The sequence below is a fragment of the Paenibacillus sp. Y930 genome (genome assembly GCF_056786375.1).
In genome coordinates, this window is the sequence record NZ_JBXCIX010000001.1 from 793,925 (window position 1) to 812,154 (window position 18,230).

The 18,230-nt window shown below is 40.1% G+C and carries 16 protein-coding genes and 1 other annotated feature; of the genes, 3 read left to right on the plus strand and 13 right to left on the minus strand.

Translation table 11 applies throughout. The annotated features are described in order from the left end of the window. Nucleotides 1–47 precede the first annotated feature (47 nt). The 5 genes from AC1TO5_RS03815 to cymR form a co-directional block, all read right to left on the minus strand. Nucleotides 48–1,418 (minus strand): hypothetical protein, encoded by a 1,371-nt coding sequence (locus tag AC1TO5_RS03815; protein WP_482061448.1) that lies wholly within the window; start codon nucleotides 1,416–1,418, stop codon nucleotides 48–50. Nucleotides 1,419–1,643: 225 nt separating this feature from the next. Then, a complete protein-coding gene (locus AC1TO5_RS03820) occupies nucleotides 1,644–1,844 on the minus strand; it encodes a hypothetical protein (RefSeq protein WP_482061449.1) in 201 nt (66 codons plus the stop codon). A gap of 12 nt (nucleotides 1,845–1,856) precedes the next feature. After that, on the minus strand, nucleotides 1,857–2,393 hold the full coding sequence (locus tag AC1TO5_RS03825) for a PRC-barrel domain-containing protein (protein ID WP_482061813.1): 537 nt from the start codon (nucleotides 2,391–2,393) through the stop codon (nucleotides 1,857–1,859). Between the two features lie 125 nt (nucleotides 2,394–2,518). Next, nucleotides 2,519–3,670, minus strand: coding sequence for a cysteine desulfurase family protein (locus tag AC1TO5_RS03830; RefSeq protein ID WP_482061450.1), 1,152 nt, complete (start codon nucleotides 3,668–3,670; stop codon nucleotides 2,519–2,521). Between the two features lie 20 nt (nucleotides 3,671–3,690). Beyond that, nucleotides 3,691–4,119, minus strand: a complete 429-nt coding sequence (gene cymR / locus AC1TO5_RS03835) for a cysteine metabolism transcriptional regulator CymR (RefSeq protein ID WP_482061451.1) — start codon at nucleotides 4,117–4,119, stop codon at nucleotides 3,691–3,693. Between the two features lie 157 nt (nucleotides 4,120–4,276). Here cymR and mnmA point away from each other — a divergent pair, with 157 nt between their 5' ends. Continuing rightward, complete coding sequence (gene mnmA / locus AC1TO5_RS03840; RefSeq protein ID WP_482061452.1) at nucleotides 4,277–5,380, plus strand: tRNA 2-thiouridine(34) synthase MnmA; 1,104 nt, start codon at nucleotides 4,277–4,279, stop codon at nucleotides 5,378–5,380. Between the two features lie 141 nt (nucleotides 5,381–5,521). Here mnmA and AC1TO5_RS03845 read toward each other — a convergent pair whose 3' ends face one another. Then, on the minus strand, nucleotides 5,522–6,358 hold the full coding sequence (locus tag AC1TO5_RS03845) for a hemolysin family protein (RefSeq protein WP_482061814.1): 837 nt from the start codon (nucleotides 6,356–6,358) through the stop codon (nucleotides 5,522–5,524). A gap of 370 nt (nucleotides 6,359–6,728) precedes the next feature. On the opposite strand from AC1TO5_RS03845, the gene AC1TO5_RS03850 reads away from it, so the two are divergent. Then, entirely contained in the window at nucleotides 6,729–7,292 is a 564-nt protein-coding gene (locus tag AC1TO5_RS03850; protein WP_482061453.1) for a copper resistance CopC family protein, read from the plus strand. Nucleotides 7,293–7,356: 64 nt separating this feature from the next. Then, a complete protein-coding gene (locus AC1TO5_RS03855) occupies nucleotides 7,357–8,385 on the plus strand; it encodes a copper resistance D family protein (RefSeq protein ID WP_482061454.1) in 1,029 nt (342 codons plus the stop codon). A 124-nt stretch (nucleotides 8,386–8,509) separates the two neighbouring features. Here the strand turns inward: AC1TO5_RS03855 and AC1TO5_RS03860 are convergent, their stop codons facing one another. From AC1TO5_RS03860 to AC1TO5_RS03890, 7 genes are all read right to left on the minus strand, one after another. Beyond that, entirely contained in the window at nucleotides 8,510–9,823 is a 1,314-nt protein-coding gene (locus tag AC1TO5_RS03860) for a replication-associated recombination protein A (protein WP_482061455.1), read from the minus strand. A 35-nt stretch (nucleotides 9,824–9,858) separates the two neighbouring features. Continuing rightward, the gene (locus AC1TO5_RS03865; RefSeq protein ID WP_482061456.1) at nucleotides 9,859–10,689 is read right to left on the minus strand and encodes a class I SAM-dependent methyltransferase; all 831 of its coding nucleotides are present in this window, start codon (nucleotides 10,687–10,689) and stop codon (nucleotides 9,859–9,861) included. A 228-nt stretch (nucleotides 10,690–10,917) separates the two neighbouring features. After that, on the minus strand, nucleotides 10,918–11,676 hold the full coding sequence (locus AC1TO5_RS03870) for a tRNA threonylcarbamoyladenosine dehydratase (protein ID WP_482061457.1): 759 nt from the start codon (nucleotides 11,674–11,676) through the stop codon (nucleotides 10,918–10,920). Between the two features lie 29 nt (nucleotides 11,677–11,705). Next, nucleotides 11,706–13,511: an aspartate--tRNA ligase gene (gene aspS, locus AC1TO5_RS03875; RefSeq protein WP_482061815.1), complete on the minus strand. Its 1,806-nt coding sequence runs from the start codon at nucleotides 13,509–13,511 to the stop codon at nucleotides 11,706–11,708. 45 nt (nucleotides 13,512–13,556) lie between these two features. Next, complete coding sequence (hisS, locus tag AC1TO5_RS03880; protein ID WP_482061458.1) at nucleotides 13,557–14,804, minus strand: histidine--tRNA ligase; 1,248 nt, start codon at nucleotides 14,802–14,804, stop codon at nucleotides 13,557–13,559. A 142-nt stretch (nucleotides 14,805–14,946) separates the two neighbouring features. After that, nucleotides 14,947–15,221, minus strand: a binding site (T-box leader). 272 nt (nucleotides 15,222–15,493) lie between these two features. After that, on the minus strand, nucleotides 15,494–15,940 hold the full coding sequence (dtd, locus tag AC1TO5_RS03885; protein ID WP_482061459.1) for a D-aminoacyl-tRNA deacylase: 447 nt from the start codon (nucleotides 15,938–15,940) through the stop codon (nucleotides 15,494–15,496). 71 nt (nucleotides 15,941–16,011) lie between these two features. Beyond that, complete coding sequence (locus AC1TO5_RS03890; RefSeq protein ID WP_482061460.1) at nucleotides 16,012–18,198, minus strand: RelA/SpoT family protein; 2,187 nt, start codon at nucleotides 18,196–18,198, stop codon at nucleotides 16,012–16,014. Nucleotides 18,199–18,230: the final 32 nt, after the last annotated feature.

Here is an 18,230-nt window from a genome sequence, read left to right on the forward strand (position 1 = left end):
ACTGCAATTCATTCTTGTCGTTTCACCATTAGAGATATCCATTTTTCTCAAAATATGATGACCTGATCCTGTGAGTTCAAATAAACAAGGTTGCCATCCGATAACCACCCTAATATTTTACCAGCCCCGATAAATTCAAATGTTCGTTGCTTAGAATCGTAAACCCATATTTGATCAGAAGCAGCCTGAAAAGCTGCCAACTTGTCATCTAGCGACCAGCGTATAGAAGCAATATACATATAATCAAGCTCATTAACATGGATAAAAATATCATCGATCAGTTGATCCGTTATCCGATCATCCTCGTTGATCGTCAATTGTTGGTCATTAATATTATATATTACTTTTCCAGTTGGATTACTTTCTTTGTAATCTGCTGGGAGAATAAGATGCGAATTATCCTGCCAACTTAGCGGATATTCGAAAAGAAAGCCATCACTATGAGATACATATGCAGCATTTTCATAGGTATGAATAATGGTACCTTTGCTGTCTACAATAACTAAATCCGCGGAAGGACCTATATAATCATCATGTGCTAGTAATATCGCAATTTTTTCACCATCAGGTGATGAGGATATGCCGTAAACCGGTTGATCAAAATCATATAGCTCGTCTAATTTAAATGGATTAAGATCGACACGGTATAACGTCTTGCTTCCCAGTACCATGTAGGTATATCCATTATAAATTCTATCCGAGAACATCTCTTGATAGCCGCCATCATTTGCATTCATATCCTTCTTCTCTTGTGAAGGTAGGTTGACAATCGTATTTGCTGTAATATCGAAGAGATGGTGCTCATCACTACTATTGAATTGAAACAAACGATCTTTCTGTCCACTTACTGTAATAGCTTTGATCGTAGGCCCTTCCCAAGCTGGCAATACTTTTGATTCACCAGTAAGTGGATTTTTTAAAGTTAGGCTTGGTTGTTCTCCCTCATAGAGTACGACAAGCTTATTACGATGAGGTTGATCCTCGTTTTTGTAATTTTCCCCGTCACTCGTAGTGGCTTCATCTAGATTGAACATAAAGGAAAAGACATTCTCATCAATCAAACGAAAGCGAATAAGCAGAAAGCGGGGTGATTCCCATTCTAAAGTGTAACGTAAATCGGCATCGGGATTACTCTTTATCAAAGTTTGCTCAAGTGTTAGTTTGAATGAATTCTGGTTCATATCCATATTGGATTTCACTATAACTATCCGTTCATAGCCATCCCTATTCTCAAAATCCTCCATATAAAGAAGTGGTTTTTCATTATCTATCATAGGAATCGGAGATTCCCTTATTACTTCTGCTGGTAATTCCTTCGAGACAAATGGTGTATTCAACTCGTTAGTCGAGATCCTTTCACCACTCTTACAACCGGTAAGCACAATGATTACTATCGAGATTAATATAAGGTAACGCACCTTAACACTCCCTTATTCCAAAAATAATTGATTAGAAGCTATATATATTACATTTTAACCCATAATAACACAAGACGAATTCCCCACATTAAAGTTGCATGAATAGACATACAAAAAAAGAAGGCCCCGCAGCACATATGCGAATCACGACTACTTGCGAGTCATCATTCTATGCTACAAGACCTTCTATCATTGATACATGCCAATTAAAAAAATAATCGCATGTTAATTTAAGTGTATTTCTGGTTGTTCCACGGATTCATCATAAAATAAATCATCCAATGAACTAAGTGTACCATCTTCTTCAACTTGAAAAACAGACATTTTATCACCGTTGACTGTAAGTTCTATGTAGCAACCCCAGCAATAAAATTGATGTGATCCGATTTTACCTATATCTTTCGAGTTACAGTTCGGACATCTCATAAATATTACTCCCTATACTCTGACATTGGAAGCTGCGACTGGCTCCAATTCTGATTCACTAACAGCAGGAACGATAATCGCATCTTCACCAAGTAATACTTCATTGAGATCACTCGGCGTTCTGAGCCATTTTCGTCCTTCAATTAGATCCGAAACAAAACCATCTGTAAGCTCATAACCTACTATCTGTGTATCCTGAAATGGGTAAAAATATACATCGGAGATGCGACCAAGTTGCGAACCTGTCACTGTTATGACAGGCATGTCCTTCAAATGAACGACTCCCATACAATAAGCACGCTGCAGTAACTGCTTTTTGCCTGTTAAAACTTGCGCTTCATCAGCGATAAAAACCGCATCATCTCCACAAGTTAACACCGCGCTCCATTGCACTGTACGCACCTTCACAGCAAACCATTTTGCATATTCAAGCACTAGACCTTTCAACTTCCAATGCTCATCGAACCAAGCATCCTTCACGACTCCAACTTTTTTGCCATTGTTAATCGTTAGGACAGGTAATCCAATTAATTGCTGAAGTCTGATCATCACTTGTGCTGCCTCCTTCAAACTTTTCATTCAATGAAAAGTTACTTCGTAAGCATATTACTTAACTTTTCATATACTTCTTGAAGTACTACTTTTAATATGAAAAGTGCTTCGGAAGCATATTACTAAGAGTGGATTCGTTTTACGATACTTGCAACTATTGTCGCAGCATCTTCGATTTCATCCATAGTATTGCCCATTCCAAAGCTAAATCTTACAGCACTATTTAATCGATCAGCACTTAGCCCCATTGCTTTCAACACATGTGAACGTTCTAACGATCCAGAAGTACAAGCCGAACCGCTTGCAACTGCAATTCCTGCTATATCTAAATTCATCAACATGCTTTCGGTATCAACACCAATAAAGCTAATGTTTACGATATGAGATAATCCATGATCAAGATCACTATTCACGATGATCGGATACTTTTCTAATTGTTGTTGTAACAGCTCTACCCATCTATTACGAAGATTTTTCACAAAAGGTTGCCATTTTTTGCGCTTGTTCACACAAATGTCAAGAGCTGTTGCAAAACCAACGATGCCAGCAAGATTTTCCGTTCCTGCTCTTCGCTTTCTTTCTTGGGAGCCACCTTGTTGTAATGCTTCAATCGGAGTGCCTGTCGCTATATATAAACCACCAATGCCTTGAGGACCATTAATTTTGTGTGAGGAGAAACTCATGAGATCAATCGGTAATTGTTGAAGAGAATACGGAATTTGTCCAAGTGTTTGTACAGCATCAACATGAAATAGCGCCCCTACTTGATGAACAAGTTCACCTATTTGCTCAATAGGTTGAATAGTGCCCACTTCATTATTGCCATGCATAATACTTACTACAGCCGTTTGTTCGCTTAATGCCTCTTGCAGTTCCGCTATATTCACATAGCCTTGCTCGTCAACAGAGACAATCGTTAAATCGAATCCTTCATTGTTAGCAAGCCATTCCATCGAGTGGATAACCGCATGATGTTCAATTGCAGACGTAATAAGCTGCTTTCTCCCCTTCAATGCTTGTGCTCTTGCCACTCCAATAATTGCCAAGTTATCACTTTCGGTTCCACCAGAGGTGAACGTAAATTCATTAGGTTTGCACCCGATTATTGAAGCAATCATGTCTCGGGACTGATTAAGGCTATGTTTAGCGTTTCTTCCAAAACGATGAATACTTGAAGCATTTCCTGGACCTTGTTGCATTGTTGCAATCATTGCCGCAATAACGTCTGGATGAATCGGAGTTGTTGCTGCATGATCAAAGTAGTATGACTTCATATGCTCACTTCACTCCAATATTAAATATAGAACATATAGCTATCTTTGCTATCTTTGCTCTGATCTTCTGTATAATTAATTAGATCGTCCAAAGTTGTAGAATCCATAACATTAGCAATACTATCACGAATACGTAGCCATAGATTACGTTTCGCAGGATCATCTTCTTCCGTAAAGTCCACTGGAGATATTGGACCTTCGAGAATTCGAATGATATCACCTGTTGTAATATCTGCTGGTTCTTTGGCCAGTATATAACCACCATATGCCCCACGAATACTTTTCACATAACCTGCATTACGTAGCGGTGCAATCAGTTGCTCCAAATAATGCTCTGATAAATTATTTTTTTCAGCAATACTTTTCAAGGATATTGGACCTTCTCCAAACTTCAAAGCCAATTCCATCATTATCGTTAATCCATAACGACCTTTAGTAGAAATTTTCATATTTCTATACACCTCTTTTAATTCATTGTATTCCAATTATTCTTATATGGTATCATAACTATCTACAATCGTCTCCATTTTCACAATAGTTATTCGTGAAATACTATAATAATTATGTTACAATATAAAATGCTTGAATGAACAAGGTGGTGTAATTATGTCAAATCCTAATCAGAACACTAGAGTCGTTATCGGTATGTCGGGCGGCGTTGACTCTTCTGTTGCTGCATTATTATTGAAAGAGCAAGGCTATGAAGTTATCGGTATTTTCATGAAAAACTGGGATGATACAGATGAGTTTGGGCATTGTACAGCTGAAGAAGATGCTGAGGATGTTCGTCGTGTCTGCGACCAGATCGGCATTCCATATTATACAGTTAATTTTGAGAAGCAATATTTCGATAAAGTATTCTCTTATTTCTTAGATGAGTACAAGCGTGGAAGAACGCCTAATCCTGATGTTATGTGCAATCGTGAAATCAAATTTGGCGATTTCCTCAAAAAGGCAGAAGAACTGAATGCTGATTTTCTTGCTACAGGTCATTATGCCCAAGTTGAGCGTGATGAAAATGGTGTAACGAAATTGTTACGCGGCATAGATTCTAATAAAGATCAAACTTATTTCTTAAATGCCCTTAATCAACAGCAGCTAGCGAAAGCGATGTTCCCGATCGGTCATCTACCTAAGCCAGAAGTCCGTAAAATTGCTGAAGCTGCAGGACTTTATACTGCTAAGAAAAAAGATAGCACAGGCGTTTGCTTCATCGGTGAACGTAATTTCAAACAATTTTTAAGTCAGTACTTGCCTGCCAAGCCCGGCGATATGATCGATATTAATACCGGCGAGAAAAAAGGGCGTCATGACGGATTAATGTATTACACATTAGGTCAAAGACAAGGTCTTGGTATCGGTGGCAATGGTAATGGCAATCCATGGTTCGTTGCTGAAAAAGATTTGGAAGCTAATATATTGTATGTCGTTCAAGGTGATACTCATGAAAGCTTGTATTCTGCAAGCTTAGTGGCAACGAATATGAACTGGATTGTTACAGATGCTCAGACAGAAACGTTCGAGTGTACGGCCAAATTCCGCTATCGCCAACCCGATCAGCAAGTAACGGTGCAAAAGCTGCCTAATGGTGAAGCTTTTATCACCTTCGCAAAGCAACAAAAAGCGATTACACCTGGACAAGCTGTCGTATTATATGACGGCGATGTATGTCTTGGTGGCGGTACGATCGATAAGGTGAACAAGATTTAATTTAATCATGTAAAACTTTATTAGTATACATGCAAAAAACAAGACCTTATTGAGCTGAGTTTTATCTCGCTTCATAAGGTCTCGTTATTTACTCCCAGTTCCCATCGTCGTTAATCTAAATTATTTTCAACAAATGAACAGTTAACATGATCTCTCGTCGCATTTAGTAGTTGCTTGTAACCGCTTTACTCCGATAGATGTAATTCTCAGCTGATCCATTTGTTCAATCGTAAAAATATATTTTTCATCTTCTTGTTCATACACTACAGATTGACCGATATGTGGCGGAAATTGAATGTTGGCATACATATATCCACCGATGGAATCCATATCGTCTACTTCAAGTCCGATATTGAAATATCCGTTCACTTCTTCAACAAGCAGCATTGCACTTAACATATAATGATCATGCTGTAGTCGAATAATCTCATGCTCATCTTCATCAAATTCATCCTGAATATCTCCTACAATTTCTTCTAATATATCTTCAAGTGTCGCCATTCCTGAAGTTCCACCATATTCATCAATAAGCAATGCAATCTGCGTCTTCTTCTTTTGCATCATCGTTAATAAAGTAGATATAGCTATCGTATCGGATACCGTAATAATTGGCCTAATCCATTGCTGCCATTGGTATTCCGTTGTTTTATGATCATACTTTGCAAGTAAGTCCTTAATATGGACAAATCCGATAATATCATCTTTATCATAATTAACGACAGGATATCTCGTTCTCATATGACTAATCGCGGTTTCAATATTGACGGATAATGACTGGTTACACTCTAAGCAAATCATATCAAGTCGGGGAGTCATCACCTCTCTAGCTGTTTTTTCACCGAAGTCGTATTTTGGATACCCTCCCATATTAAATTTATTCACACGACTACCATTATCTTTGCGCTTTAGTTTCCAAGGTGCAATCCAAGTTTCATTAATGAATACGCAACCACAATAAACAACGAAGAGTATACTCATCTGCAAAACCGTCCATCCTATTGACGCTGGATCTTCCAAGTAAGTTTATGCCATCCGGAAAAATTCAGATGACATACACCTCCCTTCATTATTTTCTAGAAGCTAGCCTTCTTGATTGATAAAGTATATATATTCGTGCATAGCAAGTTTTTATTACTTCCAACCAAAAACGTTACCCTTTATATTTTCATAGTTACTATATTTTCTATTGTTCATAACTTGTTCTTACTCTTGATGGTTAACAAGCAACTTTATGTTGTTTCATTTGCTATAATGCTAGTGTGTGCTAATAATCATTGGCTTTTCGATGCTACTTTTTATTACGAAGTAACTACTCGAGAAGTACATAAAAGTTTTAGGGGGATTTACATTGAAGAAGACTGTCTGGTTACTATGTTTATTATTACTATTGGTTCCAACGCAAATATTTGCGCACTCGAAGGTTACTGAATCATCTCCTGCTGCTGAAGCAACAGTAGATTCAACTCCAGAGAAAATTACGATTGCATTTAATACAACGATTGCAACGATGAGTACATTCAAATTATTCAACGAAAACAACGAAGTACAAGTTGTTGACAATATTAGTGTATCTGATCATGAATTAACTGGTGATATACCTTCAACTCTAGAAAATGGTGTGTACACTGTGAATTACAATATTATTGGTGCCGATGGTCATGCGATTGATGGAAGCTATTCGTTCACGATCAATGCTCCTGAAGCAACACCGACCCCAACTGAAGATGCTACTGATCCTGAAGCAACGATTGAACCTACGGTAGAACCAACAGTAGCGCCAACAGTGAGTCCAAGCGTTGAAGCTGAGCCAGCTACTGAACCTGAAGCAAAGAAAAATCAAATATGGCCTTATATTGTGATCGGCTTAATTATCGGTGCAGCTGTTGCGTTTGCAGCGAAAAAACGCAAATAATATGGCTTATGTTTCTGAGAGTTTATTATATATCTGCTTTTCACTAGTAATGGGATACTTTATTTTGCAGCTAATTCCTGTTGCTTATAAGCCAACCATTGTATTTCCTAAGTGGTTACTGCTGTTATGTGTCATTAGTATTCCCATCATGTCGTATATTCCTTTGCACCTTATCGTGCTTCAATATGCGGATGCATTTCAATTAGGCTATATCCCGATGATCCGTAGCATTTTACTCGATCTACCGGTAGGCGAGGCATGGCTCTGGACACTATTAGGCTCTGTTGGATTGGCGCTCATGGTTGGAATTCCTGCCTTCGCCAAAGATCGACATATGCCTAAAGTGGGGCTGCTACTTACGTTATTACTTTCTGTCTGGTTGGGATTCGCTAGTCATGCATCTTCGTTAAGCTCACTCCGAGGGCTAATCGTCCATACTGGTCATTTTACATCAGTTATTATATGGCTAGGTATTTTGTTCATCGTGAGCTGGTTCGCAACTGACTATAGTCAATGGGCGAAGTTTCTTCGCTGGTTTTCACCACTTGCTATCGTATGTGTACTTATGTCATTAATTGCTGGTATAACGTTGATGTCGTTTACTACAAACCAATATAATAATGGGTTAATGCTCAATTTTGGTCAATATTTGCTCATAAAGCATATTACGATTTTGCCATTATTATGGCTAGCTTTCAGTAATGCTTATCTATATCCAAGAAGAGTGAAAAAAGAACCCACACTATCACCAAAAGGCTTTTTACGTGCTGAAAGCATATTAGCATTAGTTGTGCTTATTATTACAGCGATGATGGGGCAACAAGCACCTCCGCATAATGTCGTTGAAACATTACGAACAGAATCACCATCTCGATTGTTCACGTCATTATATCAAGGCTCATTCAGCCCTGATATGGAGCTACTATGGCAGTTCAATCTCAATAGTGTAATGTTATGGCTTGCGGCGCTGCTCATGCTCTATGTATCTTATATCGCCTTTAAGCAGCGTAAAATATGGGTGATGGTCATCGTCTGTCTACTATTCATCTTACTCGCATATCTAGGCTATATGTTCGGCATAGTTGTAAAATAGCTTTTATACGAAGGGGCATCCCGCAATCATTGAATATAATGACTGCAGGATGCCCCTTCTTTCTTCTCTTCAGATAGCATCATTTCGATGAACCTATCCTATTCCTTTGGGATTATCCCGTTCACTACTTACTACGCTTTCGACGCTCTTGGTTTTGACGGATTTTATCTTCCATTCCTTGTTCCGTTGCTTCATAGATCGTTGCATGGGCAATTTGATCGGGCAAATATTGCTGCTTCACATAGTGATTAGGGTAATCATGTGGATACTGATACCCTTTATGACCAAGCTTTTCTGCACCTTTATAATGTGTATCGCATAAATGCAAAGGTACCTCTGTCATCCCTACTTGTTCAATCAATGACGTTGCTTTACCTAAAGCAATAGCAATGGCATTAGACTTCGGACTTTCAACCGCAAATAATATTGCTTGGGCGATATTATACTTTGCCTCTGGAAACCCAATTTTATGATAAGCATCCATCGCATTAACCGCCTGCACCATCGCTTGTGGATTGGCGAGTCCAATATCCTCACTACAGGCCACAATTAGTCTTCGTAAAAACGTCATCGGGTCCATGCCTAGCTTCTCCACCGCATATAAAAACCAATAAAGTGCAGCGTCACTAGAGCCACGTATACTTTTGTGAAATGCCGATAGTACATCATATTGTGTAGAAGTATCTGCTCGTACAGTACGCTTTCTAATCGATTCCTGTGCTACCTCAATGGTAATATGTACGGTACCATCTTGCGCTGAACTAGTCGTTAATGCAGCCAGCTCCAGCGCATTGAGCGCACGGCGAATATCTCCTCCAGCCATCTGAGCCAAATGCTCTAATGCATCATCGTCAACGACAAGCTTCATAAAGCCTAGCCCGCGCTGTTCATTGACAATAGCCCGCTCCATTGCAATTTTAGCATGCTTTGCTGACAGTGGCTCAAGCTGAAATAACGTCGAACGAGACATTAATGCACCATTCACATGATGAAATGGATTTTCCGTCGTCGCACCGATAAAAATAATAATCCCCTGTTCGACAGCCGGTAATAATGCATCTTGACGTGATGTGTTGAAACGATGTACTTCATCGAGAAAGAGTATCGTTTTGCGTCCATATAATACTTTGTTCGTTTTCGCAGACTCAATTACTTCACGAACTTCTTTAACCGAAGCTTCTACTGCGTTTAAACGAACAAATTGTGCCTCGGTTGATTGCGATATAATATGAGCAAGCGTCGTTTTGCCACAGCCAGGCGGACCATAGAGTAAGATCGAGCTAATCTGATCGCCTTCGATTGCTCTACGTAATAATTTCCCTTCACCGACAATATGCTCTTGTCCAATATATTCGTCCAGCTGCTGAGGTCGCATTCGATCTGCTAATAATTTATGCTGAGCAGTTGGTTGCTCCTCATCTAATGTAAATAAGTCCATTATCTCACTTCCAAATTCATAATCTCTACCTTTGATTATAACATTTGTCCCCAATATATATCAGTCCGATATAACATATTCACAACGCCATTTTGCTCGTGCTTGGAAAATATCTGCTCAATGTGAGCGATATATTCATCATAACGAGCATCCGTTTCCTGTAGTGAAAAAGATGACGATTGAATTCTTCCAAATAACCCTTCGCGATCGAGCTGCTGCGCATATTGATAGCTAGTGAGCTGCGGTTCATAACCACCATAGAACGGCTTCAAGAAAGCTTGACTTATATGCTTATGCTTCACTTCATCGTATTGCTTACCATACTTTAAAAATAACTGATCGTAGTCGTACATAAATGCGGATGCTCCAACATCTCTCTGATTCCAAAGCAGCACAACCTGCCCACCTTGCTTTAATATTCGCTTAAATTCTGTGCGCGCTAGTTCAGCATCGAACCAATGAAAGGCTTGCGCACAAACGATTTGATTAACGCTACTATTAGCAAGTTCCGTTCGTTCTGCACTTCCACTGCTTACACTTAAACTTTGCTCACTCTGAGTATTTTCTACATTTCCATCGCCTGTTCTCAATCGTTGTTCATTCAAGCTGTTTACTGTTAAATAGGTGTGTAAATAATCGATTAACGCAAAGCGCATATCATCATTCGGTTCGACAGCAACGACATGGAGATGTTGATCCAACAATTTTTTCGTAAAAATACCCGTCCCCGCTCCGATATCTGCTACAACATCACTGCCTGTAATCCCTATTTCCTGAAGTAAATGCTGAATAACCTCTTGTGAATAGCTTGGACGATACTGCATATATTGATTGGATCGTCCAGAAAAACGTTCTGTAGAATTCATTGCGACCATCCTTTTAAATATGATATTTTCCATCATACAGGAGTGTATTATTATACGTCTATGAGTGGGCTTTGTTTCGCGAATGAATGGTACTTTTACCTTTCATTCCCTCTTCTGAAGAATAGAAAGAGGTTACCTTCAACGATTGAAGATAACCTCTCAACTATTTTGCCATCTGCGATGACTTATTTACTAACTACATTTTTGAACTTACCTTACAATGAGAGTTCAAAAGTGGGCTTTCGAACTTACAGCTAATAAATCCTTCACAACTTCGCTCGCCGCTACAAGTCCTGCTACGTTAGGAACGAAAGCATTACTAGAAGGCGGCTGTTGTGCTTTGCGGATTTCTGGCGCATTGTCAGGTACGATGCGCTGTGTAACGTCTTCACGCGGCTTAATTGGATCCTCATCGGAGAAGACCACCTTAACCCCTTTTTTGATTCCATCCTTGCGTAGCTTCGTTCTTACGATGCGAGCAACAGGGTCGGTGTGCGTTTTGGAAATATCAGTAATTCTAAGTCGAGTAGGGTCCCATTTATTAGCAACACCCATACTTGAAATAATTGGGATATTACGAGTTAAGCACTCTTTAATAAGATGTACTTTATAAATAATCGTATCCGATGCATCGACGACATAATCAAGATCATAAGCAAATAATTGCTCATATGTCTCTTCTGTGTAGAACATCCGCAGCGAAATAGCATCACAGTCAGGATTAATTAATTTAATACGATCACGCATTAGATCAACTTTCGGCTGTCCAACGGTTGTCGTAAGCGCATGAATTTGACGGTTAATGTTTGTAATATCTACAACATCTTTGTCAATAAGAATCAATCTGCCTATACCTGTTCTTGCTAAAGCTTCAGCGGCAATTCCACCAACACCACCGATACCGAGCACAGCAACCGTACTGCCTTTAAGCTTTTCTAATCCTTCTGGACCCATCGCAAGCTCGTTACGAGAAAATTGATGAAGCATGTTGCTAATCCCCTTTCGCACCCTACTGATTATTCAGTTTTGTCAGCGTTAGCTACCGCTTCTGCAACTGGCTTAGGTTTCACAACTGTGCGAATATGAAGCTGCTCAAGTTGAGACAATTCAACTTCAGATGGCGCATCACATAATAGATCTGTTGCATTAGCTGTTTTCGGGAATGCAATCGTTTCACGAAGATTAGTACGACCAGTTAGTAACATTACAAGACGGTCGAAGCCGAATGCAATACCGCCATGTGGAGGTGTACCATATTCAAATGCATCTAGTAGGAAGCCGAATTTTTCTTGCGCTTCTTCCATAGAGAATCCAAGTGCAGCAAACATTTTTTCTTGTACATCACGTTTGTAGATACGCATAGAACCGCCACCAACTTCATAGCCGTTCAAGACGATATCGTAAGCTTGCGCACGAATTTGTCCTGGATCAGTATCGAAATACTGTACATCATCTTCATTAGGACGAGTGAACGGGTGATGTTCTGCTACATAACGTTTCGCGTCTTCATCGTAGCCAAGTAATGGGAAGTCAACAACCCATACAAATTTGAATGCTTTTTCATCGATCAGTTTCAAATCTTTACCTAATTTCAGACGAAGGTTACCAAGTACGTCAGCAACAACTTTTGGCTTGTCGGCTGAGAATGTTAGTAGATCGCCATCTTCTACATTCAAACGTTCAGTAAGTGCAGCAATTTCTTCAGGTTTCAAGAACTTAACGATTGGACCTTTCCAGTCGCCATCTTTAATTTGAATCCATGCAAGACCTTTACCGCCATAGCGTGCAGCAAACGGTTGTAGATCATCAAGTTCTTTACGGCTCCAGCTTGCACAGCCTTTAGCGTTAAGTGCTTTAACAACACCGCCACCAGCAGCAATAGAAGCAAATACTTTAACGTCACTTGTTGATACGATATCTGTAATATCTTCAATTTCAAGACCGAAACGAAGATCTGGTTTATCTGAACCGTATTTATTCATCGCGTCTTTATGCGTAATACGTTGGAATGGAAGTTGCAGTTCAACACCAACTGTTTCACGAAGCAATTTCGCCATAAGATCTTCCATCATGCCCAGCAATTGATCTTGAGACAAGAAAGAAGTCTCAATGTCGACTTGAGTAAACTCAGGTTGACGGTCAGAACGTAAATCTTCATCACGGAAACAACGAGCGATTTGGTAGTAACGCTCGATACCACCAACCATTAGCAATTGCTTAAAGATTTGTGGAGATTGTGGTAGGGCGAAAAATTCACCTTCATGTACACGAGATGGAACGAGATAGTCACGTGCACCTTCTGGAGTACTCTTCGTAAGAATTGGTGTTTCAACATCTATAAAACCATTACCGTCTAAGAAGTCACGGAAAATTTTCGCTGCTTTCGAACGAAGCAACAATGTTTTTTGCATTTCCGGACGACGAAGGTCAAGATAACGGTATTTCAAACGAATAGACTCATCAACCTCAACACCATCTTCGATTGGGAATGGAGGAGTTTTCGCAGTATTCATAACTTCGATTTCAGTAACACGAACTTCAATCTCACCAGTTGCAAGATTGGCATTAACTGTTTCTGGATCACGCTCAACAACCGTACCTTTCATAGCAAGAACATACTCATTACGAGCACGATCAGCGATTTCTAGTGCTTGACCAGAGAAATCTGGGTTGAATACCGTTTGCACGATACCTGTACGATCACGTAAATCAATAAACAATACGCCACCAAGGTCACGACGACGTTGTACCCAGCCGTTCAATGTTACTTCAGTGCCTACATCAGCTTTAGTTAAAGTACCGCAGTTTACGGTTTTTAGCATAGACATTTCATTTCCTCATTTCATTAATATATAGTATTTTCGTTACTAACCTTGAATGACTTGTGCTAGCTCAGCAAAAGCTACTTGACGTTGTTCCCCTGTCGCCATCTCTTTCAGTGTAATCTCACCATTGGCAAGTTCATCATCACCGAGAATAGCCGTGTAACGAGCCTGTAAGCGATCTGCAGACTTCATCTGAGCCTTCATCTTGCGACCTTGATAGTCACGTTCAGCACGTACGCCCGCTTTGCGTAACTGATACACAAGCTTAGTTACTTCGCGATCAGCTTCTTCACCAAGCGCGATGAGATATACATCTAGTTCATTGAGATTTGGAATTTCAGTCTCTTGATGCTCAAGCAATAGAACAGTACGTTCTAATCCAAGACCAAAACCTACACCTGGTTGATCAGGACCACCAACATCAGCAACTAGTCCGTTATAGCGACCGCCACCGCCAACAGTATCAATTGCCCCAATACCTTCAGCTTTAAACTCGAACGCAGTATGTGTATAGTAATCGAGACCACGCACAAGACGGTGATTAATTTGGAATGGAATTTCCATATCCGTTAGATGCTGCTTCACCTTTTCAAAGTGAATTTGACATTCTTCGTCCAAACTGTCGAGAATCGATGGCGCATCTGTAAAGTGTTTTTGATCTACTTTACAATCCAATACACGTAGTGGATTACGATCAATACGAGACTGACAATCCTTACAAAGAATTTCACGTTTCGGTTCCAAATAAGTAAGTAGCTTCTCGCGGAATGCAGTACGGACAGCTGGAGTTCCAACCGAATTAAGCTCAACACCAACACCTCTAAGTCCAACCTCCGTATAGAAGGTATATCCTAATGCGATCACTTCTGCATCTAGCGCAGGATCAACTGCACCGATGGCCTCAATCCCAAACTGATGGAATTGACGGTAACGACCTGCTTGAGGACGCTCATAGCGGAACATAGGACCCATATAGTACAGCTTAGTCAGATCTGGCTCTCCGAATAACTTGTTCTCTACAAAAGAGCGTACAACGCCTGCTGTACCTTCTGGACGAAGTGTTAAGCTGCGCTCTCCACGATCGATGAACGTATACATCTCTTTCTCAACGATATCCGTTGTTTCACCAACACCACGCTGATAAAGTTCGGTAGATTCAAAGATCGGTGTACGTATTTCCCTGAAATTATAGCGACTACAAATTTCACGAGCTTTCTGCTCGACGAACTGCCATTTTTCTACACTGCCTGGCAGTATATCTTGCGTACCAGGTGATTTCTTGAATGACATAGTGTTTAACCTCCTTAAACTTTTCATCTCATCTCTGTAAGGTCAATTTTGACACTACAGCTGCACATATTGAGCCTAGTGTACCTTTTGAACTACCTCTAAGGAAACACAAAAAAACTCTCGCTCCTTCTGACTAATAGCCAAAAGGGACGAGAGTATTATCTCCCGTGGTACCACCCACATTTCGAATATCTAGCAACTAACAAGTTGATCTTGCAAAGTCGCAGCTATTCGCTCCATACGATTATCGTCCGTAACACGCATAAAACTAATGTCGTACTTATGTAAATAAGTACCGTTCATCTTATGTTCTCGGGGATGTTATTCACTCAATACATATAAAGGTGCTTTCAGCCAATGGACACCTATCTCTGGGTATAGTGGAGTTGAGTTACTTCTTCCCGTCTAGGAATAAAATATTTAGTTGTTACTGATATCACATTTTACTTGTCTTACCGACGAAAGTCAATATAGAACTACATCAACCGAAAAAAGACAGAAAAAAACCTGCGGCATATCCGCAGGCCATAATAATATATTATTAAAAAGGGGGTCGAGATTTATTATAGGTTAATGATGTTAAAGGAACATTATCATTATATTACAAATTGATTACAAAAAAGAAAGCGTTTCAATTGCCTGTCTATCCGTTTTTGCGGAGGGCAAACTCACTTCTATAAGGGAAGTGTCTACTTCTCTTCCGTATCAACAATAATTGTAATTGGGCCATCATTAACCAAACTTACATCCATCTCTGCGCCAAATTGACCTGTTTCAACACGAAGCCCTTTGGCACGCAGCAAATCATTAAACATAAGATACATTGGCTCTGCATGCTCTGGCCTTGCCGCCTTCATAAAGCTAGGGCGCCGACCTTTGCGACAATCTCCAAATAGCGTAAATTGTGAGACAGACAATATGCTCCCGCCAGCCTCCGCAATATCTAAGTTCATCTTACCCGATTCATCTTCAAATATTCGCAGTCCAGCTAGCTTGTCCGCCATCCACTTAAGTTCTTGCTCTGTATCCTCATGGGTAATACCAACAAGTAGAACTAGCCCTTTATCAATCGCACCAACTTGCTCCCCAGCTATCGTAACATTGGCTGCTTTACTACGCTGTACAACTACTCTCACTTGCGCTTCCGCCTTTCTCAAGTAACGCTCCATCTTCTTGGCTTGCGAAAGCCCTCTTATCGAACTTACCTTTATTGCATAATCCGTTGCACAGAATAAATATCTTGAATTTTTTTAATCTTCTCGACGACATTTGTCAGATGCTCTGTATGACTAATCAGAACCGTCATATGGATAATCGCCACCTTATCTTTCCCTGTTCGTCCAGATACCGCACTAATATTAGTTTTCGCCTCGGATACAGCTTGAAGCACTTCATTCAATAATCCACGACGATCGCTACCAGTAATTTCAATATCGACACTATAGTTGGCATTCGCCGAAGCTACCCACTCTACTTCAATGACACGATCTGCTTCTTCATTATCTGTACCGAATGGAATATTCAAACAATCCATGCGATGCACAGACACACCTCTACCGCGTGTAATATAACCGATAATGAGATCGCCTGGAACAGGGTTGCAGCATCTTGCAAAACGAACAAGTAAATTATCTACCCCTTTAACTCTGACACCATTATTGTTATTTCTCACACGCTTGCTAGCCGAGCTGCCTTTTATTTCAGTAATTTCCTTCGTCAGCTCTATCTGATTCGCTTCTTCTTGTTCCCGACGAAGTTTTTCAGTAAGCTTCGTTACGATTTGTGCAGCAGTTATGCCCCCAAATCCAATCCCAGCCATCATATCTTCAATATCATTAAATGAGAATTTGGTCGCCGCTTCCTGTAGCTTATCATCAGTCATCCATAGATGTGGCTCAAGACCAAGACGTTTCAGCTCGCGTTCAATTAAATCGCGACCCTTTGCGACATTTTCCTCACGCTTTTCCTTCTTGAACCATTGCTTAATTTTACTTCTTGCATGTGAAGATTGAGCAATTTTCAACCAATCGGAGCTAGGTCCATAGGAATGTTTACTCGTCAATATTTCAACGATATCGCCTGTTTTCAATTTATGATCAAGCGGTACAATTCGACCATTTACTTTAGCGCCAATCGTACGATTACCGACCTCAGTATGAATACGGAATGCAAAATCTAAAGGTACAGAACCCGCTGGCAGCTCGATAACTTCACCATTTGGCGTAAACACAAATACAAGATCAGAGAAGAAGTCCATTTTCAGCGATTCCATAAACTCTGCCGCATCTTGTGTTTCATTCTGCAATTCAAGAATTTCGCGGAACCATGTCATCTTATCGCCAAACGTACCATCAGGAACGACATTACCTTCCTTATACGCCCAGTGCGCAGCAATACCATACTCAGAAGTAAGATGCATATCCCAAGTACGAATTTGCACTTCCGTCGGTTCACCATTCGGACCAATAACCGTCGTATGTAGCGATTGGTACATATTTGCTTTAGGCATGGCAATATAGTCTTTGAAACGACCTGGCATCGGTTTCCAAAGCGTATGAATAATACCTAACGTAGCGTAACAATCTTTAATATTCTCAACGATGACTCGAATAGCAAATAAATCATAGATCTCGCTGAATTGTTTATTGCGCGTCGTCATTTTTTGATAAATACTATACAAATGCTTCGGACGTCCTGAGATATCACCTTCGATACCCATTTCAGCTATCTTTTCACGAATGCGACCAACGACATCTTCAATAAACGCTTCACGTTCAACCCGTTTTTTCTTCATCAAATTTGCAATACGATAATATTGCTGGGAATTCAAATAACGTAGTGCAATATCTTCCATTTCCCATTTAATCGCCGAAATACCGAGACGATGAGCAATTGGACAGAAAATTTCAAGTGTTTCATAGGCAATTCTACGCTGTGATTCCTCTGATTGATATTTCAACGTACGCATATTATGCAAACGATCAGCTAATTTAATAAGAATAACTCGAATGTCTTGCGCCATCGCAACAAACATTTTTCGGTAATTTTCATTTTGCTGTTCTTCACGTGATTGGAACCTTATTTTTTCTAATTTCGTCAAACCATCTACAAGCATCGCGCAAGTTTCGCCAAATTTCTCGCGAACCGTCTCAAGATCGACCGTTGTATCTTCAACGACATCATGAAGCAGAGCCGTCACAATGGACAGCACGTCCATACCCATATCTAATACGATATCTGCAACCGTTAAAGGATGCAGTATATAGGCCTCACCTGATTTACGTACTTGCCCTTTATGGGCTTGATCTGCAAAATCATAGGCCTCCCTAATCAGCTTGAGATCTTGCTCTTTCATATTGATTGATGCTTTCTCAATTAATTGCTCTATGCCCATGATAAGATCCCTTCCCAAGCTAGTCCATCTAA

Coding starts and splice junctions, on each gene's coding strand:
- AC1TO5_RS03890 (WP_482061460.1), bottom strand. CDS start 18,198: ATGGGCATAGAGCAATTAATTGAGAAAGCATCAATCAATATGAAAGAG.
- AC1TO5_RS03870 (WP_482061457.1), bottom strand. CDS start 11,676: ATGCTTCATCAATTTTCTCGTAACGAGCTTGCGATGGGTCCAGAAGGA.
- aspS (WP_482061815.1), bottom strand. CDS start 13,511: ATGCTAAAAACCGTAAACTGCGGTACTTTAACTAAAGCTGATGTAGGC.
- AC1TO5_RS03865 (WP_482061456.1), bottom strand. CDS start 10,689: ATGAATTCTACAGAACGTTTTTCTGGACGATCCAATCAATATATGCAG.
- hisS (WP_482061458.1), bottom strand. CDS start 14,804: ATGTCATTCAAGAAATCACCTGGTACGCAAGATATACTGCCAGGCAGT.
- AC1TO5_RS03820 (WP_482061449.1), bottom strand. CDS start 1,844: ATGAGATGTCCGAACTGTAACTCGAAAGATATAGGTAAAATCGGATCA.
- AC1TO5_RS03825 (WP_482061813.1), bottom strand. CDS start 2,393: ATGATCAGACTTCAGCAATTAATTGGATTACCTGTCCTAACGATTAAC.
- AC1TO5_RS03860 (WP_482061455.1), bottom strand. CDS start 9,823: ATGGACTTATTTACATTAGATGAGGAGCAACCAACTGCTCAGCATAAA.
- AC1TO5_RS03845 (WP_482061814.1), bottom strand. CDS start 6,358: ATGAGTATACTCTTCGTTGTTTATTGTGGTTGCGTATTCATTAATGAA.
- cymR (WP_482061451.1), bottom strand. CDS start 4,119: ATGAAAATTTCTACTAAAGGTCGTTATGGATTAACGATAATGATGGAA.
- AC1TO5_RS03830 (WP_482061450.1), bottom strand. CDS start 3,670: ATGAAGTCATACTACTTTGATCATGCAGCAACAACTCCGATTCATCCA.
- mnmA (WP_482061452.1), top strand. CDS start 4,277: ATGTCAAATCCTAATCAGAACACTAGAGTCGTTATCGGTATGTCGGGC.